The 20,905-nt window shown below is 68.2% G+C and carries 22 protein-coding genes and 2 pseudogenes; 18 read left to right on the top strand and 6 right to left on the bottom strand.

Features of this window, described 5'->3' with window-relative positions; all coding sequences use genetic code 11:
- Positions 1–185 precede the first annotated feature (185 nt).
- Positions 186–926: a hypothetical protein gene (locus IG90_RS44565; RefSeq protein WP_157846393.1), complete on the top strand. Its 741-nt coding sequence runs from the start codon at positions 186–188 to the stop codon at positions 924–926.
- 229 nt (positions 927–1,155) lie between these two features.
- Here IG90_RS44565 and IG90_RS0137105 read toward each other — a convergent pair whose 3' ends face one another.
- Positions 1,156–2,127: a hypothetical protein gene (locus IG90_RS0137105; protein ID WP_030595042.1), complete on the bottom strand. Its 972-nt coding sequence runs from the start codon at positions 2,125–2,127 to the stop codon at positions 1,156–1,158.
- 206 nt (positions 2,128–2,333) lie between these two features.
- Here IG90_RS0137105 and tap point away from each other — a divergent pair, with 206 nt between their 5' ends.
- From tap to IG90_RS0137160, 11 genes and pseudogenes are all read left to right on the top strand, one after another.
- Positions 2,334–4,628 carry a telomere-associated protein Tap gene (tap, locus tag IG90_RS0137110; RefSeq protein WP_030595046.1) on the top strand — a complete coding sequence of 765 codons (2,295 nt, stop codon included), beginning with the start codon at positions 2,334–2,336 and terminating at the stop codon, positions 4,626–4,628.
- A 12-nt stretch (positions 4,629–4,640) separates the two neighbouring features.
- Positions 4,641–5,198, top strand: a complete 558-nt coding sequence (gene tpg, locus IG90_RS0137115; RefSeq protein ID WP_030595048.1) for a telomere-protecting terminal protein Tpg — start codon at positions 4,641–4,643, stop codon at positions 5,196–5,198.
- A gap of 10 nt (positions 5,199–5,208) precedes the next feature.
- Positions 5,209–5,724: pseudogene (locus tag IG90_RS0137120) on the top strand (nucleoside monophosphate kinase); the annotation flags it as partial.
- Between the two features lie 712 nt (positions 5,725–6,436).
- Positions 6,437–6,772 carry a hypothetical protein gene (locus IG90_RS0137125; protein WP_030595054.1) on the top strand — a complete coding sequence of 112 codons (336 nt, stop codon included), beginning with the start codon at positions 6,437–6,439 and terminating at the stop codon, positions 6,770–6,772.
- Positions 6,773–6,890: 118 nt separating this feature from the next.
- Complete coding sequence (locus tag IG90_RS0137130) at positions 6,891–7,637, top strand: ATP-binding cassette domain-containing protein (protein WP_030595057.1); 747 nt, start codon at positions 6,891–6,893, stop codon at positions 7,635–7,637.
- Positions 7,634–8,884, top strand: coding sequence for a hypothetical protein (locus tag IG90_RS0137135; protein ID WP_030595060.1), 1,251 nt, complete (start codon positions 7,634–7,636; stop codon positions 8,882–8,884). Before IG90_RS0137130 ends, IG90_RS0137135 begins: the two co-directional genes overlap by 4 nt.
- A 400-nt stretch (positions 8,885–9,284) precedes the next feature.
- Entirely contained in the window at positions 9,285–9,563 is a 279-nt protein-coding gene (locus tag IG90_RS44570; protein WP_157846392.1) for a hypothetical protein, read from the top strand.
- Between the two features lie 4 nt (positions 9,564–9,567).
- Positions 9,568–10,077, top strand: a pseudogene (tpg, locus tag IG90_RS0137145) (telomere-protecting terminal protein Tpg); the annotation flags it as partial.
- 217 nt (positions 10,078–10,294) lie between these two features.
- Positions 10,295–10,816 carry a hypothetical protein gene (locus IG90_RS0137150; RefSeq protein ID WP_030595070.1) on the top strand — a complete coding sequence of 174 codons (522 nt, stop codon included), beginning with the start codon at positions 10,295–10,297 and terminating at the stop codon, positions 10,814–10,816.
- A gap of 168 nt (positions 10,817–10,984) precedes the next feature.
- A complete protein-coding gene (locus tag IG90_RS0137155; RefSeq protein WP_030595073.1) occupies positions 10,985–11,599 on the top strand; it encodes a 2'-5' RNA ligase family protein in 615 nt (204 codons plus the stop codon).
- The gene (locus IG90_RS0137160) at positions 11,596–11,898 is read left to right on the top strand and encodes a hypothetical protein (protein ID WP_030595076.1); all 303 of its coding nucleotides are present in this window, start codon (positions 11,596–11,598) and stop codon (positions 11,896–11,898) included. Before IG90_RS0137155 ends, IG90_RS0137160 begins: the two co-directional genes overlap by 4 nt.
- Positions 11,899–12,144: 246 nt before the next feature.
- Here the strand turns inward: IG90_RS0137160 and IG90_RS44575 are convergent, their stop codons facing one another.
- Together IG90_RS44575 and IG90_RS0137170 are read right to left on the bottom strand one after the other, a co-directional pair.
- Positions 12,145–12,363, bottom strand: coding sequence for a hypothetical protein (locus IG90_RS44575; protein WP_030595078.1), 219 nt, complete (start codon positions 12,361–12,363; stop codon positions 12,145–12,147).
- A 450-nt stretch (positions 12,364–12,813) separates the two neighbouring features.
- A complete protein-coding gene (locus tag IG90_RS0137170) occupies positions 12,814–13,236 on the bottom strand; it encodes a hypothetical protein (RefSeq protein ID WP_157846391.1) in 423 nt (140 codons plus the stop codon).
- 139 nt (positions 13,237–13,375) lie between these two features.
- Between IG90_RS0137170 and tpg (IG90_RS0137175) the strand changes: the two genes are divergently transcribed.
- The 6 genes from tpg (IG90_RS0137175) to IG90_RS0137200 all read left to right on the top strand — a co-directional run bounded on the left by tpg (IG90_RS0137175) (position 13,376) and on the right by IG90_RS0137200 (position 17,350).
- Entirely contained in the window at positions 13,376–13,966 is a 591-nt protein-coding gene (tpg, locus tag IG90_RS0137175) for a telomere-protecting terminal protein Tpg (protein ID WP_030595084.1), read from the top strand.
- A 221-nt stretch (positions 13,967–14,187) separates the two neighbouring features.
- Positions 14,188–14,811 (top strand): hypothetical protein, encoded by a 624-nt coding sequence (locus IG90_RS0137180; RefSeq protein WP_030595086.1) that lies wholly within the window; start codon positions 14,188–14,190, stop codon positions 14,809–14,811.
- 218 nt (positions 14,812–15,029) lie between these two features.
- A complete protein-coding gene (locus IG90_RS0137185; RefSeq protein WP_030595088.1) occupies positions 15,030–15,809 on the top strand; it encodes a hypothetical protein in 780 nt (259 codons plus the stop codon).
- Between the two features lie 212 nt (positions 15,810–16,021).
- Entirely contained in the window at positions 16,022–16,582 is a 561-nt protein-coding gene (locus tag IG90_RS0137190) for a hypothetical protein (protein WP_030595090.1), read from the top strand.
- A gap of 268 nt (positions 16,583–16,850) precedes the next feature.
- Positions 16,851–17,084 carry a hypothetical protein gene (locus tag IG90_RS0137195; protein ID WP_030595092.1) on the top strand — a complete coding sequence of 78 codons (234 nt, stop codon included), beginning with the start codon at positions 16,851–16,853 and terminating at the stop codon, positions 17,082–17,084.
- Complete coding sequence (locus tag IG90_RS0137200) at positions 17,084–17,350, top strand: hypothetical protein (RefSeq protein WP_030595093.1); 267 nt, start codon at positions 17,084–17,086, stop codon at positions 17,348–17,350. Before IG90_RS0137195 ends, IG90_RS0137200 begins: the two co-directional genes overlap by 1 nt.
- A 740-nt stretch (positions 17,351–18,090) precedes the next feature.
- Here IG90_RS0137200 and IG90_RS0137205 read toward each other — a convergent pair.
- From IG90_RS0137205 to IG90_RS0137215, 3 genes are all read right to left on the bottom strand, one after another.
- Complete coding sequence (locus tag IG90_RS0137205) at positions 18,091–18,543, bottom strand: hypothetical protein (protein WP_030595096.1); 453 nt, start codon at positions 18,541–18,543, stop codon at positions 18,091–18,093.
- Between the two features lie 268 nt (positions 18,544–18,811).
- Entirely contained in the window at positions 18,812–19,291 is a 480-nt protein-coding gene (locus tag IG90_RS0137210) for a helix-turn-helix transcriptional regulator (RefSeq protein WP_030595099.1), read from the bottom strand.
- The gene (locus IG90_RS0137215) at positions 19,288–19,785 is read right to left on the bottom strand and encodes a replication/maintenance protein RepL (RefSeq protein ID WP_233436193.1); all 498 of its coding nucleotides are present in this window, start codon (positions 19,783–19,785) and stop codon (positions 19,288–19,290) included. The genes IG90_RS0137210 and IG90_RS0137215 overlap by 4 nt, the downstream gene beginning before the upstream one ends.
- Between the last annotated feature and the right edge of the window lie 1,120 nt (positions 19,786–20,905).

Here is a 20,905-nt window from a genome sequence, read left to right on the forward strand (position 1 = left end):
TGAGACGAAACTTAGGAGTATCAGTGAAGATTAAGCCTGGCGTGGCTATCCCTGCTGTTGCGGCTTTCGCGGTAGGGGGCATCGCTCTTGCCGGAGTTTCGATAAGCGATGAGACGGGGGGAGCAAGTGCTACGAGCGGGACGCAGAGAGCTGATGCGCCATCCAGTAAAGTCCCAGCGGCCCAGATGAGGAGCGAAGGCGACCCCGAAACGTGGAAGCTCCCGATTGAGTTTTTCCTTCCGGGAAAGGCAAACTCTCTGCAGGTAAGCAACGCCCGGGATACGATGATCGACGAATGCATGGCTCAAGCAGGATTCGCGGCTTGGCAACCAGCTCCTGACCTTCCGAGCATCGACGGAACTTCATTCACAGATCGCCGATATGGAATTCACGACGAGGAATTGACCCGCAAGCGTGGGTATCATCCGGATCTGGCACTACAGAATGCTTACGATGAAGCGATGAGAATCGGCGCCGTCGATATGTCGGGGTCAGACCCGGCGGCTCTGCGAACTTGCGTAGAGAAGGCCGACGGTACTGTGCCCGATCTCGAGGCCAGTGCCGTCGCTCAAGAAATCGACAACCGGTCCTTCATTGCATCAATGAAGGATGCTGCGGTCATCAAGGTGTTCGGCCAGTGGTCTGACTGCATGAAGAAGTCGAGCTTCAACTACAAGACCCCGCTAGATGCACTGAGCGACTCCCGATTCGGAGACGCTAAGCAGGTCACAGATCTGGAAATCTCTACAGCCCAGGCAGACCTTAAGTGCCGCAACCAGCACAAGGTTACCCAAACCTGGTTCGAAACTGAAGCGAAAATCCAGCAAGCGGAAATCAAAAAGCAACTTCCAGCACTGAACGCGGCGAATGAAGAAAATGCTTCGGCGACGTCCAAAGCCTCCGCATTTCTAAGGGATGGCCAGTAGTCAGGCTTCGATCCTGGCTCTGTCCGGGGCTGTTCGCGGTAGTTCGCCGGGCATGCGCTCCCCGCCCACAGTCAGGAGCCAAATCCCGGCTGGGGCTTCGCCCCCGCACTCTGAAAACCCGGAGGCCCGCACCGATCCGTGATCGGTGCGGGCCTCCGGTTGTGCCACGGCCAGCTGGTAACCGCCCCGGCCCGTACGTAGGAGGGCCGCCGACCCGGCGTGCAGTGGTTCAGTCGCCGCTCTCGGGAGGAAGTCCGTCGTCCAGGACGATGCGGATCGTCTGGCCTGGTCCGTCGACGCCGGTGAGTTCGGCCTCGATGCGGTTGTAGGTGGTGGTGGCCAGGGCCCAGTCCGCCTCCAGCGGGGCCGCAGTCGAGCGGGTGTGCCATAGCTTGATGAGCAGGCCGATGAGGGAGCGGCCGGACAGGACGGTCTGGATGCGGCCTTCCTTGACGTCCTCGACCGAGGGCGGGGTGCGGAAGTGGTCGTGGTCGACGGCCAGGGCGGTGAGCCACTCCCAGGTGTCGCGGTGCGCGACCAGGTCCACGGAAGCCACCCCGGCCGCCTTCAGCAGCAGGACCCCGTGGGTGACCCGCAGATCCGCCTCCTGCCCGCCGGACGACGGCGAGGCGGCAGCCGGCGGGGCCGTGGGGGCGCTGCTGCCCCGGTAAGCGGCCTCGATCCGCTGCTTCAGCACGCCGTCCTGGTCTCCGCGCTCGGGCTCAGGCTGCGCCTGGTGCTCGTGGTACTCCATGGTTCCCCCCTGGGAGTCGGTGTCGGGTGAGGCGGGCGGCTGCGCCGCCGCGGGCGCGGTCGGGCCGGTGGCCGGATCCGGGTCGGGCGCCGGCTCGGCGGGCGGATAGGGGCCGGTGACGTCGCCGGGCTCCTCGGCCGCCGCCTGGAGCTCCGCGAGGGGGCGGAGGGTGTCGGCCAGTTCGAGGAGCTGGCGAAGTTCGCCGCGGGTCTCGTTGAGGTCGCTGATCATCCGGTCCTGGCGGCGCCGTACCTCCCGGTTCTCCTCCCGTAGGCCGGTGATGCCTCCCTGGATCGTCTCCAGGATCTTCAGGCGGGTCTGGGTGAGCTCGCCGTGCAGGGCGGTCAGCCCGACCGTGGGGTCATCGAGGCGGCTGACCGGTGCCAGCAGGGCCCGTATCGCCTTCAGTTCCTCTATCGCGCGGTCGAGCGCGTCTTTCCACTTCACGTAACCCCCTGGTCACTCAGAGCTGCAACCGGCCGTATCTCCCCATAAGCACTCCATGTGACGCGCCGATTTCCAGCCCTTCCCCTGGCCGGGACCATGCCACCCCGCCCTGCAAGGCATCCGTACGCGATCCGTACGGTATTCGTACGCTAAATAGTCGCACTTCGTGCGTTCCGTGGGGTAGGGTGCCGGTCAGGAGGTGTTCCATGTCCGAGTTGTTCGACGCGGTCGACGCCCTGCTCGCTTCCCGCGCCACCCTTCCGCCCCCGGCGGAACGCAAACGGCTGCGCTCCGCGCACGGCCTGACGATCGATGAGGTCGCCGGCGCGCTGAAGGTCCGCCGGGCCACGGTGTCCGGGTGGGAGTCCGGGAAGACCGAGCCCCGCCCCCCGGAGCGTGACGCGTACGCCCGACTGTTGGACAAGCTCGCGGAGCTCTACCCCGCCACCCCGGCCCCGGCCACAGAGACGGCACCCGCGCCGGACGTCCCGGTGCCCGCCACGTGCACCAGCGCCGTGCCAGCTTCGACGCAGCCGCAGCCCACAGAGCCGACGGAAACCCGGCCGCTGTCCACGGGTCCGGCGACCGAGGCTGCGGACATGACTGCACCCGAGAACACCCAGATCCCCGCTACGGGCCCCGTCGCCGCCGCTACTTCTGCCGCAGCATCCCGCCCGACGCCCGGCACCAGGAGCACGCCGACGTCTCGCCGTCCGGGAGCGAAGAAGGCAGCCCCGGCCGGAACCCCGGCGGGCGGCGCCGATCCGCGGTTCGAGAACGGGCCGCTGGCGGTCGTCGACGTCGAGGACGGGAAGGTGCTGGCGTACGGCGTCGGCGGGCTGGTCCTGGACGTGCCCGCGAAGTCCCTGCCCTCCCTGGTGGAGTGGACCTTGGCGGAGGCGAAGCTGGGGCAGCCGAAGCTGTCCGGCCCGGGCCAGCCCGCCGACCCGCTGCTCGTCCTCACTGAAGCCGCGCTGGAGCGCTATGGCCTGCCGACCGGGCTCACGCCGGAGGAGAAGGATGCCGGGCGGATCCCGGAGGGCCACAAGGTCATCAAGCAGCTGACCCGCGCCGACTGGAAGCTCACGAAGAGGGGCTTCGGGCCGTGGGCGAGGATCTACCGTCCGGCCAAGGGCTCCGACCGTCAGTGCGTGCAGCTGTGCATCCCCTCGTGGAACGCGCTGGACGCTCGGTTCTGGGGTGATGCCGCGCAGCTGTCGCCGGCGGAGCTCGCCCGCGTCCTGGGCACCTACGCGATGCGGGTGATGACGCCGCGCGGGTCGACCGCCGTCACCGGCCTGGAGCTGATGACGGCCCTGCACCCGCCGACCCACGCCGTACGGGACGAGGAGACCGGCGCCCTGCGGCAGGCCGACACCAAGACGCCCGGGTCGCTCGGCAGTGACCCGGTGGACTGCGCCCCGTGCGAGGCCCCGGACGGGCACCCGGTGCTCACCGCGCTGGAGCTGCCGCGCTTCCACGTGCGGGGCCCGTCGGAGAAGCTGTTCGAGGAGGCGTACGACTGGGCGCGGCCGATGACCGATGCCGAGTGCACTCTGCGCTACCTGGTGGGCCTGGACGTGAACATGGCCTTCGCCGCCGGTGCGAACGGGCTGACCGTCGGCCTGGGGGAGCCGACGCACGTCAAGGCACCCGCGTTCGACCCGAAGCTGCCCGGCTCCTGGCTGGTCGACCTCTCCCACGTCGACCTGTCCCGGGTGAAGGCCGGCAAGGAGTGGGTGGAGTTGAACGGCGACCTGCTGCCCTCCCCGTTCACGCCGAAGGGCGACCGCCCGACGGGCCCGGCCTGGTACGCGACACCGACCGTCGCCTACGCCCAGGAGCTCGGCTACGACGTCGCCCCGACCGAGGCGTACGTCCGGTACGACAACGGCCGCTACCTGGACGGCTGGTACCAGCGGCTGCGCGACGCCTACCTCGCCACCATGGCCGACCTCGGCGTCGACGCCGACCTGTCGCCGCAGGACTTTCTGACGGCGATGGACAGCTACAAGGGCCGTGACCCGGAGCTGAGCATCGTCATCACGGCGATCAAGGCAACGGTCAAGGGCGGCCTGGGCAAGCTCCGCGAGCGCCCCCGCGGGGAGGGCTGGCGGCCCGGCGAGCGGTGGCGCGCCCTGGAGCGCCCGACCTGGCGGCCCGACATCCGCGCGGCGGTCATCTCCCGCACCCGCATCAACCTCCACCGCAAGATCGTCAAGCATGCGGCGTTCACCGGCCAGTACCCGGTCGCGGTCCTGTCCGACTGCGTCGTCTACGCCGCCGACGGGCCCTCACCGCTGGACTTCCTGCCCTACCGGGACGGCAAGCCGCTCCCCGGAGGGTTCAAGCTCGGCATCAACCCCGGCCTGGTCAAGCACGAAGGCACCCAGACCGTGCTCTGGGGCGAAGGGGTTCGCGAGCAATTCGACGCCCCGCAGCTGAACTTCGCCCGGTTCATCAAGGACGGCACCGTCACCGATGCCGACAACGGAGAGTAGGAGAAGACCGGCATGAGCCTGATCGGGGACGGCCTGAACAAGGCGGTGCAGAAGGCGTTCACCCGCCCCGCACCGAAAAGCGCGGGTGCGCAGATGCGGTACCTGGTGAAGCAGCTCGGCGGCACCAAGCCGGTCGCTCAGATGCTGCGGGTCTCCCAGCGCACCGTCGAGCGGTACGTGAAGGACCAGATCAAGAAACCCCGCCCCGACCTCGCCGCGCGCATAGAGCGCGAGGTGAAGGCCCGGTGGCAGCCGCAGATCCGGGCCAAGGCCAAGCAGAAGGCGGCGTCCACGGGCGGCATCATCATCGACACCCGCGCCCGCCTCGGCTACACCGCCCCGATCGGCTCCACCGACCAAGACCGCATCCGCCACCTGACCGTCGCCCTGCCGCCGGTCCACGCCGCCCGCCTCTTCGACGCCCAGGAGCAGGGCGCGTCCGACGCCCGGCTCCAGGAGATCGCGGCCGAAGCGCTCAAGGAGGTCTACTTCCAGGACGGCGGCCGCCGCGCCGGCTCCCTGGACGAGGTCCGCTTCACCGACATCGAACACCTCGAGTTCGACCTGTAGCAGCACACGCGCCGGTCTTCTGGTCCCGGACGAGGTCACGATCGGGGTGATCAAGGAACGACTCACCCGCCCGGACACCGAGCGGGGGTTCCTGTTGGACGGCTTTCCTCGCAACCTTGCGCAGGCGCATGCGCTGGACGACATCCTGGCCTACTCGGAGTCGAGGGTGGATGCCGTGCTCGACCTGGAGATTCCCGAGGACCAGGTGGTCAGACGGATCGCTGGACGACGGCTGTGCCGTCAGAACCACGAACACATCTTTCACGTCGACTACAGCCCGCCCGAAGTGGATGAAACTTGCGATGTCTGCGGCGGTGAGTTGTACCAGCGCGAAGACGACCGCGAGAGGACCGTTCGTAAGCGACTGGAGGTGTACCGCACCGAGACGGCGCCGGTCGTTGGCCATTACCAGACCCAGGGCCTGGTGACCACGATCTCGGCCTGCGGCCAAGTCCAGGACGTCCTGAACCGCTCGCTGGTCGCGCTCGGCTACGGCCAGGTCGATGTCGCCGGTACGTCGGGCTGATGCCCCCGCTACCGGGAACGTGCAGAGCTGCCGTGTCTGGGAATCGCCGCCGGGGACTGCAAGTTCCGCCCGCCGCGACCGCCGGTTGGAGCCGGGAGAGACGGCCATCATCGCTGGCGGGCAGACGGGCTGGGCACCGGTGGCTTGAGCGAGGACCGTATCGAGTTTCTTCGTCCGAAACGGGCGTAAAGGGCGCTACAGCCAATCGCCCTCTTTGGTGGGCGGTGAATCGCCCTCGTGAGGTCATTGCTGCACCGGTTCCTACCACCAAGAAGCTTGTCGCGGACATGCCAAATAAACAGCATGGCCGGTCGGTTTCAAGGCATCCGGGCGGCCTTGAGGGTGAGGTGCGGGCTTTCTGGAGGATCGGGGAGTGTCGATGGATGCCACCGTGGCGGGTGGGTCGACGGGATGGACTTCTTCGGGACCCGGTCAGTAGCGCTATCTAGGTTGACCTGGCATTTCTCCGGCCGAAACCAGCTCGTCGCGCTACAGCTGGCCACTCTCTGTCGATGTGGGCAACTGCGTCTCGAAGGGGCACTTGGCCCTGGCGCGCTGGTGAGGAAATAGAGCATCAGGTTCCGGACATGGCAAGGAAAGCGCATGGCCAGTCGGTAACTTCCATGACAGGGTTACGACGTCAACGCAACAACCGCACAGAAGTTCGCCTCCATCAGGGCAGAACTAGCAATTTTAGGAGAAGAGTTTCCTCATGCGGATGAACTCCACCTGGCGCGCGCGGGCGGCGTCCACCTTCGCTGGCCTGCTGGTAGTGGGCGGGGCGGCGGCCATGGTTGCACCTCAGGCTGTGGCCGCCGGTGACGGCAACAAGGTGCACAACTGTTTCGGCCGTTGGTACAACACCGACTGGGACCAGAAGTGCGGCAGCTCCGGCGCGGGGTTCGCGGGTACCTACGAATCCACGGCCAACTGCAGCCTTGAACCCGACAACACGATGACGCAGTGGCGGGCGAAGGGCAGCACGGCGACGTACGACGGCCACGACTGCGACTGGTCCGTGTCCGGCGTCTCCACTTTCTACTACTAGAAGGTGTCGGACCGCCGCAGGCGGTCCGAAGCAGCAACCCTGTGGCCCGTCTGCCCACACGCCAATTGTGGGCAGACGGGCTGCGTTCCAGCTTACTCACCCATGACAAGGTGCTTGAATGCACGTACACGTATCCGACCTGCGTCAGGGATATCCCGGGCGCGTGGTTCTCGAGGACCTTGACCTTGAACTCCGTCCCGGCGTGACAGGGCTCCTAGGGCCCAACGGCGCGGGCAAGTCAACCTTGATGCGAACCTTAGCCACGGTGCAGCCACCGCTGCGAGGCCGCATCGCTCTCGATGGCGCGACCATCGACGGCGAGAAGGCTGCGCGGCACATCCGCCGCCGGATCGGTTATCTGCCGCAGAGCTTTGGCTGGGACCCGGGGATGCGAGTGAGAGACTTCGTCGAGTACGGGGCGTGGATGCGCGAGGTGCCTGGCAAGCACCGTTCACAGGCCGTGGAGCAGGCCTTGAGCCAGGTTGACCTGGCGGACCGGAAGAACGAGCGGATGTCCCGGCTCTCCGGTGGCATGCGACAACGTGCGGGCATCGCGTGGGCCATCGTCGGCGACCCGGGCCTGGTGATCCTTGACGAGCCCACTGTGGGCCTGGATCCACGCCAACGATTGCAGTTCCGACGGATTCTCGCCCAACTCACCGATACCACCGTCCTGCTGAGCACACACCTCATCGACGATGTAGCCGCCGCGTGCGAAAGAGTCGTCGTCCTGCACAGTGGGCGGATCCTCTTCAACGGCGCCGTACCCGAGATGGCAGACCGGGCCGGCGACGGTGCCGCCGGGCACACTCCACTTGAGCGCGCCTATATGCAACTGCTGCCGGACGGAGAGCGGGAACTGTGACCTCCTTCCTACTGGCGCTGCGTTCCTCCCCGCTGCGGTGGCTGCTCGCTCCCTTGCTTGCCCTCGATCTCATCCTCATTCTCACCCGCGACGACTACTGGCACGGACTTTGGGGAGACACCGGCGCCACGGGACAGGTGCCCACCCTCCTCCTGGGCGTCTTCGCCGCGGCTGCGGCCGCTTGGACTTCCTCGCTGCGCCGTCCGCCCGAGGTGGCGGAGACTCTGAGCGCGATGCCCAAGCCCAGACCTCAGGCCGAACTGCCACGCATTGCCGTGGTCCTGTGCGTCTTCGTGGTCCCTTATCTGGTGGGACAGGCAGTTTGTTTCGCGGTCACCGCGTCCTCCTGGCCGGCCGGCTTCACGCAGTACTTGGGATACCTCCTCCTCGGCTTCTCAAGTCTGCTTACGGCGACGGGGTTGGGCTGGGTCGTCGGGCGCCTGCTGTCCAGCCGCTGGGGACCAGCAGTTGGTGCGCTCGGCTGGCTACTCATTGCAATGGTGGCCGACACAGACCTGTCCGTGGTGAACGGCCCGGCCCGGCTGCAGCCCGACCTTCTGGAGATAGGTCTCCGCTCGGCGGCCGCTCTGTTGCTGCTGGCCGCCTGCCTCTGGCTGCCCTACGGTCCACGGATCACGCGAATCAGTCCGCTATCAGGACTTGCTATGGTCCTGGCACTCGCCGCGACGGCGGCAGCCGCCACCAGCCCGGTGATCGATGAGCGGCACGGCTCCGCATCGAAGGCTTGCGTAAAGGGCCGCACCGACATCTGCTTATGGCCGGAAGAAGAAAAGTACAAGCCGATGGCCCAGGACGTGCTGGCGCGGGCCGAGGACCTGCCCCCGGTGCTGGGTACGCCCAAGGCGGTGTACTCGCTCGGCCTCGTCTACACCATGGACCGCAGGTGGGGTGGGGACTTCGACCTGGACAGTGGTTCCGTCTGGGCGATGGCCGACGGTGTGACTATGGCGATCAGCACGCAAACGTTCGCGGCCTGCAGGAACAAGGACTTCGCGGGTTTCGAGGCGCAACGAAAGGCTGACGACCAGTCGGTTCTCGCTGTAGAGCGGTGGCTTGAGAAGCGGCTGGCAGGCGGCGGCGAGCCGGAGTACAGGGAATCGGGAATGACAGAATCCATGGCGAAAGCCGTGGAAATCGGCAAAGAGATGGCCGACCAGCCTGAGGCGGAACAACGCGCATGGGTCACGGCCACGGTGCGGCACGTCCTGGAGAAATATTGTGACTGACAGCCGAGCCGGCACGCGCATCAACGCGCTGCTGCCGACCTGGCGGCCCAGCCCGGGCAGGCGTTTCTACCCGCCGTGCGGTGTGCGGCAGCCGGGGAGTGTTCTGCTCATGGTCCTCCTCAGCGGTCTGGCCGTGGCTTGGCTAGGGGACAGGCTGGCCCCCCTGCCCACTGTGGCAGGTACGCAGACCGCAGGGACACCGAGCTGGCGGATGCTGGCCATGTTCGCGGGCGCCCTGCCGGTACTGTCCCTGCACAGCCGTATGGCAGCGCTGGAGGCAGTCGGTACAGCCCGCTTTCACCGCGGGAGGGCGTTGCGGTTGATAATGCTGTGGGCCACGAGCATGGCCGTCTTCCTGGGCGTCTGCGCCGTATCCGTAGAGGGCCGAGTGCTAGAAGTTATGGCTGGCGCTCTGCCGGGGTGGACCGGGCTGGGGCTACTCAGCGGCCGCCTGCTCGGCTGGCGGCAGGGGTGGATCCTGCCCGCACTGGCACTTCTGCTCATCAGCTACTGGAGTGTCCAGGACGGCACGGGCAGCTACCCGTGGTGGGACTTCAGCCGCTCACCCGTGGCGGAGCACCCGGTGGGCATCGGGGTCAGCCTGGCGCTGCTGGCTGTAGGGGCGCTGGCCTTCTGGATGACACCCTGGCGCTTGCGGGGTCTGCTCCGGCGGTCGTAACGTCACGCGCCCGGCACGGAAGAGCGCGGGTGCGCAGATGCGGTACCTGGTGAAGCAGCTCGGCGGCACGAAGGCGGTTGCGCAGATGCTGCGGGTGTCCCAGCGCACTGTGGAGCGGTACGTGAAGGACCAGATCAAGAAGCCCCGCCCCGACCTCGCCGCGCGCATAGAGCGTGAGGTGAAGAAGCGGTGGCAGCCGCAGATTCGGGCCAGGGCCAAGGCGAAGGCGGCGTCCACGGGCGGCATCATCATCGACACCCGTGCCCGCCTCGGCTACACCGCCCCGATCGGCTCCACCGACCAGGACCGCATCCGCCACCTGACCGTCGCCCTGCCGCCGGTCCACGCCGCCCGCCTCTTCGAGGCCCAGGAGCAGGGCGCGTCCGACGCCCGGCTCCAGGAGATCGCCGCCGAAGCGCTCAAGGAGGTCTACTTCCAAGACGGCGGCCGCCGCGCCGGCAGCCTGGACGAGGTCCGCTTCACCGACATCGAACACCTCGAGTTCGACCTGTAGACGGAGCCCTCCGAACAGCCTGCGGGTCCCTGGTGTGACTGAGCGCTTCACCTGGCGAATGCGTGCTTCAGTTGGCGGGGCTGTGCGTCAGAGTTGGATGCAGCGGTTACCTTCAGTTCGCGCCCGCCGGTCGTACGTGTAGTTACGCCTCGCGGGTGAGAAGGGATGGAACCGCAGGCTGATGTGAGTAACCGCCCCGTCGACGAGCCTGGCTCACATGCCGAAAGTGAATGTATTGCCCAATGTGCCGCGCTGGGCCCGGCTCGCTGCGCTGGGCGCCGCATTGACCAACGTGCCCTCGGCGCTTTGGCGGGTGGCCATTGCCGTCGGCGTCCCCGTTGGGCTGGCGCAATCCGAATACGATCAGATGGGGGCTCCTGGCCTGGGGTCGTTGGTCCTCGTCGGCCTCAGTCTGATCTCCGAGGCCTTCGCGTTCCTCACCCTTGGGCTGGTGCAGAGCTGGGGTGAGGCATGGCCGCGTTGGATCCCGTATCTCCGCGGGCGCCGCGTCCCAGTCATGCTGGGGACCGCCGTGGCGGGGCTTGGCGCGCTGGCCACGACTGTCTTCGGAGCACTGTTCGTCCACACGTCGCTCAACGCAGACATGGAAGCCACCACCTGGGGCATCTGGCTACTCAACATCGTCTACGCTCCGTTGCTCTTCTGGGGTCCGCTGCTGGGCGCGGTCACAGTGCACTACTACCGGCGCCGGATGGCTGCCTCTCCCGCGCCGGTATGAAGGCCCGGAAGCTGTTGAGCGCTTCATCTGGCCTCAATCGCCAGATGAAGCGCTCAGTCACACCTGGCCGGGAAGGCCCGGGGCCCGCAGGCGCGTTCACTGGTGAACCCAGTGCTGCGGAGCGGGGAAGCTGGCAGGATCTGGCGAAAGATCTGGGGAGGGGTACGCGTGGAGAGCCTTTTCGAGCGGGTGGCAAAAATCTGGCCGGAGGGGCGGCGTGACCTGCACTGGCACATCCTCCCGGCGGCGAGTGAGGGAGAAGCGCTGCTCGCGTCCTACCCCGAGGCCGTGTTCGCACGGCCAGGGCTGAACCGGGTACCGGTTGATCGGCTCCATTGCACCCTCCTACATGCAGTCGGGCTCTCCGCAGTCGATGTGGATGTCGACGCTCTCGTGAGCGACATGCGCGCGCACGTTCAGCACCTGGAGCCGTTCACGCTCACCTTCGACCGGCCGGCCATCGCGTCCCTCGCCATTGAGATCAGTGGCTGGCCCGGAACGCCGTTCACCCGCCTGGTCGACAGCGTCACCCAGCTCACGCAGGAACAGCGCACAGACTTCCGCCCGGCGGCCAGTCGCTACCCCCACATGTCCATCGCCTACACCGGTCAGGGCTCCGAGACGCTCAACCCCGCCGAACTTCGGGCAGCGCTGGCGGGCATCGAGGCACCGCTGTCACACACGGTGCGCGCGGACCGCATCCACCTCGTGGAGCAATGGCACGACGGCGCAACGATCAAGTGGGAGCCGATCGCGTCGATTCCGTTGGCGGGGTCAGCATGAATTTTCCTGGCCACCGCCCGATCCACGGTGACCGCGTCGACCTGGTCGTGGCGGAGGCGTCGTTCACCGTACTGGGCGAGATCACGGTCCAGGGGGTGCTCCGCGACGGATGCGGGTTTGTTGAGCTGGTTCTGCCCGATGCCGATCCACAGCAGCGCCGTGCTCTTGAGAAGGTGGTGCGGTTTCAGTACCGGCTGTACCGGGACGCCGTACTCCTCTACGCCTCGCCACGACTGCAGATGAGGGACGTACGTCGGGCGACCAGCGACGGAGCTCTCGTTCTCACCGGATCCCCCTGACCACAGGTTCACGGGCAGCCGCCGACGCTACCTGCCCGCCTGCGCGGACGTCTTCATCTGTCCACAGGCGATCCGTGGTCCCTGGAGGGATGAGCGATCACGAGCAGCAGCCGGCCCCGGGCCGCGGCAAGGTCCTGGAGGCCCTCGCGCGGGCGGAGCGGAAGGTCTTCACCCGCCCCGCACCGAAATCAGCTCGCTCAAGCCGCGCCGGCTCGAGGCCCCTGGCGCATCGCATCTGCCAACCGGTCACCCGGCGGCGTTCTTCTCGGCAAGCTTCTTCCGGGCCTGCCGGTAGTCCTCGTACGTCACGGCGTTCAGCGCCTCGATCCGGGCGAGTGTCTCCACCGTGTCGTCCGTCTTCATCGCGGTGTCCATGAACTTCAGCAGCAGCTCCACCATCGCGTGGCTCTTCCAGTGCCGCAGCTCCGCCTCGTTCAGCAGTTCCGGGCCGCTGGCCATCATCATGTTGACCAGCTGCTCCCTCGCCCGCCACTCCCGGCGCCGACGCCACCAGCCCCCCCGGCCGGTTCAGATACCGCAGCTTGCGGATCTGCTCGACCATGGCCCTGATCTGCGTCTCTTGCTCGGGCGCCCACGCCTTCCCGGAGCCGTCAGCAAGCGCTTGGACGGCCTCCTGAGCGGCCTTGTTGCCGTCGCCCGGCCCGTCGCCGCACAGTTGCTCCACGGCCTTCCTGAGCGATGCTTTCGCCGCTGTGGTGTCGTCGTCTTCGGACACGTCTCCCTCTTCTCCTCGCCGAACGCGCAGCATGCCCGCCGTGCGGTACCCCGGGCAATCGAAAGGCTGGCCTCTGGGGATCCGGGGCCGCCCCGCCCGGCGCGGCCGCCGTGCGACGGGAGCGCCGACGGATGACGTCGGGCAGCTGGCGGCACCAGCCGGGATGAAGAACAGCCCGGTCAGCCCGAGCTGTCCGGTTGTGCCTTCCGCGCCTGCGCTCCGGGGGCAACGAGACCATCGAAGTTGCCCATGGCTGTGGAGGGTTGGCACTCGCCGTTGTCGTCGGTGTCGATGGGAGTGAGGGTGCCGTCACTTCGGACGGTCCAGGCCACCAGCGGGTCCTCGATGAAGGTGCCGTCTTCGTTCTTGAACCGAACCCTCCACCCGCTCCCGGGGATAGCGCCGACGACAGGGTGCTCGCCCTCCGAGAGCCCGGTGAAGTTACGGCCGTTGTTCGCCGGGACAAGCCGGCCGCTGCGCTCATCGACGACGAGCGCCTGGCCCTCGTCGTCCCAGGCGATGACGGGCTTGCTCCTGGGGACCATACGGCCGCCCTTTTCCTGCTGGTAGTTCGCTTGGTAGGGGTGCTGTGCTGGGATCACTGCGTCTCCTGGGCAGGTCGGTTCCGGTCCTGATGCGACCGTACGGCGGGAACGGCCGCACCGTCCCGGAGTTGGATCAGGCTGCGCCGACGCAGCCGGCTTCCTCTGTCCACAGGTGATCCGTGGCGTCCTGGAACGTATGAGCGATCACGAGCAGCAGCAGTCGGCCCCGGGCCGGGGCAAGGTCCTGGAGGCCCTCGTCCGGGCGGAGCGGAAGGTCTCCACCCGACCCGCGCCGAAATCCGCGAAAGCCCAGGTGAAATTCCTCCTCACGCGGGCGAAGGGGTCCACGAAGGCCCTGGCGGAGCGGCTGGGCGTCTCGCGCCGCACGGTGGAGCGCTACCGCGCCGGGAAGCTGACGACCCCGCAGAAGCGCCTCCAAACGGCCTTGGTGGAGGAGACCGAATCCGAGTGGCAACCGCAGGTCAGAGCACAAGCAAGGGAGCAGGCGTCCACCTCCGGCGGGATGATGGTGCACGTCGTCGCGTACTTCGGGTTCACCGCCTCCGGGTCCTCCGACGACGGCCGCATACGGCACATCACCACCGCGATCTCGCCCACCTACGCGCAGCAGATCCTCCAGCTCCAAGCATCCGGTGCGACGGAGGAGGAGCTGCATCCGATCGTCGCCCAGGCCGTCACCGAGTCCTATTTCACGGAATGGGGCACCCGGGCCCAGGGGCTGAGCGCGGATTTCACCCACGTCCAGTCGATAGATTTCGAGTTCTGACACCACACAATTCAGGGACTGCTATAACCATTTCCATGAGCCGAAGCACGATAGTTGTCCCATAGGCAGGCTTGTTGTCACCTGCAGGCCGTATATGCGCACATGTGAGGTTTTGGGAGCATCGCTTCGCCGCGCTGCCCGGCATGAACGACCGGCTGCGGGCCTGAGGTGAGTCCGGGCCGTGTGGAACCGGGCGCTCGGCGGCCCACGTCACCCCGTACATGCTGATCGTCCTGGGGATATTCTTCGCTGTCGCGCCCGCCGTCGTCTGGATGACGATCGCCCGCACCCGCCCTGTCGGCTTCGCGATCGGCGGCACGCTGCTCGCCGGAGCCGGTTTGCTGATCAGTGTCCAGCAGGGCTGGGTCCACGCCCCCAGACCCGACGCCCATCTCCTGTTCACGGCCCTGGCGCCTGTGCTCATCGCCTGCGGTGCGGGACTGGAAGGCCGGCACGGGAACTCCCCTCCCCCGGAATGGATTCCCCGCCGCAACGGAGCGATCGGCTTCCTGGGGATGCAGTTCGCCCTCACCCTCGTGGTCGGCCTCCTGTATGCGCTGATGATCGGCGAAGGCTCGGACGCCCCGCCGTCCAAGGCCCTCCCCTCACTGCCGCCAGGCATCAGCATGGTCGACGAAGGCACCAACTGCGGTTCCGGCGGCTGCTGGCGCGCCGCAACGGTCATCAGCGGGAACGGCCTGTCCCGCCCGGAGATCATCCGCGAACTGGGCCTCCAGCAAGAGAGCTGCCGCTCCAGCGGCTGGCTGCTCGACTGGCGTGACGTGTGCGTTGGAGCCCGGGACAATGGCGCGAACGTCACCATCTATGCCACCTGGGGATACTGAGAGGCCGTTTCCGGTCGATCATGGCGGTCCGGGACGAGGATTTGTGACAAGCCCCGTGCCTTACCGCTGACAATCAGGCTGCTTCGACCGGTCTCATACGCCAGCTCAACCAGCTCTGCCGGTGACACCTACCGTGCTTCGGCACATTCCAGCGGGCCGCCGTACAGCGCTCTGACGGCGGCCCGCCCTCATTGCTCACCACGAATGCGAGGCCGACGATGACCACACCCCTGCCGTCCTGGCCGCCCCGGAGCACCGACCGCCGTACGACCGCCCCGTACGTCGCCGTGCCGCGCGAGCCGCTCGATCCGGCCCGTACCGGCCGCCGCTGGGTACGGCGCCGTGCCAGGGGCATGACCGCCGACGCTGCCGCGGCCGCCCTGGACGTCGCCCGGTTCGGCGACCGGCAGAACTCGAGGTTCGAGGACCTGGCCGGTGACGAGCGCGGCCAGGCCGAGCTCGGCGAGTGGGAGCGGATCGCCCGGCTGCTCGCCGACGCGACCCCGGGCACCGTCTACGACCCGGACACCGACGACGTCGTCCGGGCCGAGCTGGCTGCCGACGCCGCGGCCGCCGCCGCCCGGGAGGCCGAGCTGCGCGAAGCGATGCGGATTGCGGCCCGCGCTGACGAGCTCCAGGCGCTGCGCGAGCTCGGCACCCTGGACCAGGCCGAGCCCCGAGAGGGCGACGAAGCCGTACGCGAGGAGCTCACCCGGCGAGCCGGCGGCTACGTCCAGGACGACGCCGACGCCTGGCTCGCCCGCGCGCTGGCTTCCCGCCTCGGGCACTACCGCGACCCGGCCGCCCGCGAAGCCGCGGCCGGCCTTCTCACCCCACCGGTTCTCGCTCAGGCCGCGCTGCTCGCCGAACTCCTCCGCCTGGTACCCGGAGCCGACGTCGACCAGCTGGCGTTCGCGGCCCGGCTCGCCACCACCGAACCCGAAGCCACCGCAGCCCTCGCCGCGCACCTCACCCACGCCCGCTCTCAAGCTCACTGACTCACTCTCCGCAATCCCCCAGCTCTCGAACTTCTGGGGGGGGAGACCCGGGGGGTTGGGGCCAGAAATGCCCGAATGGCCCGGAACCTCTGGGGGGTGGCAGGCGAATTCCCAGGTGGAGGCGGTTTCGGGGGAGACCTGGGGGTCTGGGGGTAGAGCCCACGGATCATCACCGGCCGTCACCTCGCCACGGTGTGGGCGTTGTGCCGGGCATGGACTGGACGCAGCTGCTCAAGGAACTCACCGCCGCGGTGGAGGTGCGCAACCGCAGGGTGGCGAGCCTGCGTACCGCCGGTTCCACCGTTGCCGAACTCGCGGCGCAGGCCCTCGCGGCCGGCGCCCCGGGCCCGCCCCTGCGCCGGATCCTGGCCGGAATGGAACCGCTGCTCGAACAGGAGCGCCCGCACGTGTGCGGACCAGGCCCCGTCGTTCCGCCCGGCCGCCCGGCCCTGCCGCAGCAGGCCACCGACGCGGCGCCTCTGATCCGCCAGCCACTGTCGGCGGACGACGCCTTCGACCACCCCGTACCGATCCGGTACCCCCTGGAGGAGGCGTGGCAGAAGGGGATCCTGCCGTGGAAGGCATCGACCATGCGCACCTACGTGAAACGCTCCCGAGAGCGCTTCATCCCGGTGCCCGAGGGCGTACTGCACGGGCAGACCGTCCGGTACACCGAGGACGAGCTGACGACCTGGCGTACGGCCTGGGAGAATCAGGCTGGCCCCACCACCGGCCGACCACCCGCAGGCCCTCCGGAACAGGTGTCACACTGACGGAGGGTGACTGTCACGCTCCTTCGCGATGTCACCCTTACGTGTCACGCCGCCCCGACTTCTGCCCCTGTTTGTCCGTTTCTCGGGGCTGCGGGGTTCTCCAGAGGCCGCTTTCCGGGTGGAGCGTGACACTCAAGATTTGACTTCACGCGCACTTATGAGAAGTGCGGAGCGTAACTGTGGGCCGGGTTCCTGCGGAGTGCTCCCGGGCCCGGCTGCCCGGCGATACCGTGGTGGGACACGCCAGTTCTGCCTTCTGGAGCCCTCGATGAGCGAACAGCCGGCCCCCGCCGACACCACCCGGCAGCAGATGGAGCCCGACGCCGCCGATGGACTGCGCGCGTACGCGGCCCGGACCCGTGAGAGCGCCGACCAGCTCGCCGCCGTCCTGGAGGACATCGCCACCAACGGGCTGCCCTCGGTGGAGGACTGCACGCCGTGGGAGGAACTGCGCGAGGCCCACCTCGCCCGGCTCGCCGCCCAGCGCCCGGCCGTCGCCTGATGATCCCTCGCCCCCGCCGTGCCCGGATCGCGTTCTCCGACTCCGCCGCCAAGCAGCTGGACACCATCACCAGCGAAGCCGAGCTCCACGCCCTGGACCGCGCCCTGGTCGTCATCTCCGTCGACCCCCACGCCGGCGAGCTCCTTCCCGGCGACAGCAGCGGACCGCGGCTGCGCCAGTACGCCGACGACGTCGAACGCGTCCGGCTCGTGTACTGGGTGACCGCATTGAAGACGGTGGTCGTGGTCGCCTTCATCGAGGTGTAGCAGCCGCCCGCCGCCCTCGTACTGCTTGGTTTCCTCGCTGTGCTGCCCGGCCTCTCCAGTATCAGGCGCCTGGTACTGGAGAGCGATGACATTCGAAGGCTGGCCCCGGGCGGCGTGCGGGCGCTGCTCGTGAAGCAGCGCCGCTTCTGGTGCGCAGTAATCGCACGGCCGGGCAGAGCTGGCCACTGCACCCATCCCGTCGGGCGCACATGATCCTTCCCGGCGCTGTACGGCCTCCTGCGGCGCTCCGAGCGCCGCCCGACTCCCCGAGCGGCGATCACGGGCCTCCTGTGCCTTCACGGCGGCGTACAGCACTTCGTCCGGCCCGGGGTGTCTCTGGAGCCCCCGGCCGTCTTGTCGCAGCTTGTCTTGGGCGCCGGTGGTCTCGCTCTCCCGGCCGCGAGCTCCGCTCTCAGGGGGGAGAGTTCAACCCGCGCATAGGCACTGCAACTACTTACCTCTAATGGGGTGCAAGACGGTGCCCGGCCGCAGCCCCGCTGGGACGGCTTCCAGCGGCCCCCGCGGAAGCTCTGGCAGCGATCTCCAGCACCAGTCGGCGCGCCTTGCACCCTTCCGCTGGCAGCCCGTCCTGCTGCACGGGCTGCTGCTCCTGGTGGTGAAGGGTGCAAGGGCAGCAGAAAGGTGCAAGACCGGGTGCTGCACAGGTCCGCCTCGCCCGCGATGCAGCATTCGCCCGACCCAGGCGGCACACGGGTGCTGCTCGTGCAGCAAGGCCGGCCTTACTGTGCAGCGACTCGCCTCTCCCGACCCTGCGCCAGCTGCTCCCGCCGGTCGCGGCGCGCTTGGCCCAGACGTGAGCACGCCTGCGCCGCGCACTCGAAGTACATGTCGACGTCCACGCTGCGCTCGCGGCGGGCGACCTCGTACGCGCCCTTCAGCGCCTCGAAGGCGGCCACCACGGGCAGGGTGATGTCCTCGTGCGCCCCGGTCGCCGTGTCGAGGTAGTGCGCGAAGCCGAAGCTGTAGCTGTCGTCGCGCTCGTCCTCGAGGACCCGCTGGCGGGCCTGGCGGGCCGCCTCGAACCATCGCAGGCCGTCGTCCACGCCCAGGGCGTCCACGACGATCGCGAGGAACGGGGTCACCCGCTCCGCGGTCGCGGGCCAGCTGTCGGTGGCCGGGCCGAAGCGTTTGCCCAGCTCCTGGGTGAAGTGGAGGCCGAAGTCGTACGTCACCCTCCACTCCTACCGCGAGGGCCGGCCCTCGGTCGGGCGGCACGCGGAGCTCCACTGCGGGAACGCCCGTACGCACCGTGCCATCTGCGACTGTCCCCCTGGAGGGACACCGCTCCTGTGCCGTGTCGCGCAGGGGGCGACACGGGTGTCAAGCAGAGGTGACACGGCAGGTGCTGGCGAGCATGAAGAAGGCGCCGTACCCGTCGGGTGCGGCGCCTGGGGAGATGTATGCAGCCTGGGCGCATACATCTCCGGCGAGCTCGGGAAGTCAGCCGGCGAGCCGGAGGGCGGGCCGGGCCTCGGGGGCTGGGGCGTCCTCGCCGCCGTCGGGGTCGGGGTTGGGGTCGAAGCCGGTGTCGGTGCGCGCGTCGCTGGCCCGCGGGGGGCGGATGTCGCCGGTGGGGAAGTTCAGCGGCCACACGAAGGTCTCGGGGTCGCTGAGGTGGTTGAGCATGTGGGGGAGCGACTCGTACGCGGCGAAGAGCGGGTGGATGAGCACGCTGCCCTGGCGGTGCCGGCCGTCGAGGAGGCCCTTGTCCTTGAGCTGGCCGATCGCGCGGGAGACCGCGGCCTGGCTGATGTCGAGGCGCTTGGCGACGTCGGTCTGCCGGATCCTGACGACGCCGCTGGCATCCTGCCGGGCCTGGAGGATGTCGAAGACGTCGCGCGCTGTGGGGCTCAGCCGGGCGTTCGGCAGGACCTCGAAGGCGTCCGGGTTCCGGAAGCCGGGGACGGGGTTGTCGCTCATCGCTCTGCCTTCCTCACGTTCGGGATGACAATCTCGCGGGCCGTCAGGACCTTCGGACCCAGTTTGTTGACCAGGGCCCGCTGCCTGTCGCTCCCCCAACGGTAGGCGTAGAGGGGATGCAGCCGGTACATGCCCCTGCTCTCCTTCCAGGCAAAGTTCTGCCGGGAGAGCTCGCCGATGGAGCGGGAGACCTTCGACTGCGAGCAGCCGAACTTCTCGGCCAGGCCTCGCTGGGTCATCTTCACCAGGGCCTCATCGTCGTGGTGGACCGTCATGTGGTCCAGCACGTTCCTCGCCATGGAGGAGAAGTTGAACTTCCACATCTCGTCCTGAAGCCGCTGGGACGCGCTGAGGTGGATCCGGCCGTAGAAGGCGTAGGGCTTCGAGTCGCCCTTCGTCGAGAAGGTGCCGCCCTTGCGCCCCAGCTCCTCCAGCCTCTTCAGCAGCGCCCGCGCGGACTCCAGACCGTAGGAGTCGTCGGGCTTCTGAGGCACCGGCGCCGGGCGTACGGCCCTGGCGACGGCTGGCGCGCTACGCCTCTGGGACTGGGCCACTGGCCCCTCCTTACGAAGATCATCGAGGCGCATAACATACCAGCAGTGACATGTTATTCGCGGAACCATGCACCCGGCGGCGTGTCCCTTGCTTTCGACCCTTGATGCAGCTACGTGCATACAACTCCGGCTCCAGAGGCACGTTGTATGCAGCCAGGATGCATACAACTTCCGCGTTTCCGCAGGTCACAGCGCTGCGCCTTCTGTAATCTTTAAGAGCGGCCCGGATTCCACCGCAACCAGCCCCCGCCGGTGACGCCCACCGGCACCTCGCTCGCAGCCACGGCAGCAACGAGTCGACAACCACCGGATGGCGGGACGCCGGCCGCCGTGGCTGCGCTCGCTTCGCGTGCGGCACCGCGCCCTCGCCCGGACCGGTGGACAGCGTCAACGGCTCTGAGTCTCGGGTGGTGCCAGCCGTGACGCTCTCAAGCCAGGAAGCGTGGCTGGCACCGGTGGGCGGTTCCGCCGCCCGGCCCTTGAGGCCGTTCGGCTCCGGTACCTCCGCACGCCGGAATTCCGGCTTTCCGATATCTGAGGTCCCGTTCTGTGGCTCAGGCCCGCAGCTTCCCAGTGTGGAATTCCTCGCGTAAGTTGGTGGACCGAAATTCTGATGCGGACCGTTCATCGAAACCATTCACCTTGACCGCCCGGTTGAGGGGTGTCCCCAACTTCCGCCAACGCTACATGTGCATCTCTCGGATGCACCCGCTACACTGAAACCCGACACGAACGAGCGATCCACGCCCTCACAGCCAGCCTGGCCCGCATCGCGGGCCCCAAGGTTCTGGAGGCGCAGCCGGAAGGACCGTCAGGCGGGGGAGCCCAGCGGACCCGCCAGGAGCGCCCCGCGCTCCTCCCAACTCCCGCACTGGAGACCCCACTAGCCGCACCACCACACCCCAGTGACACGGCCGCGCGATGCGCGGCCAGCCGGGCCCGCAGCGGCCGGCCCCACTACCCACTGGAGCGCAGCGGAGGTGGGCGCCCACGCATCGCGTGGGCGAAGGGAGCGCAGCGACCGCCCCGCTTGCACATCGCGCAGCGATGTGGTACCCGC

The organism is Streptomyces anulatus (assembly GCF_000721175.1).
In the GTDB taxonomy this organism is placed as follows: domain Bacteria; phylum Actinomycetota; class Actinomycetes; order Streptomycetales; family Streptomycetaceae; genus Streptomyces; species Streptomyces anulatus_C.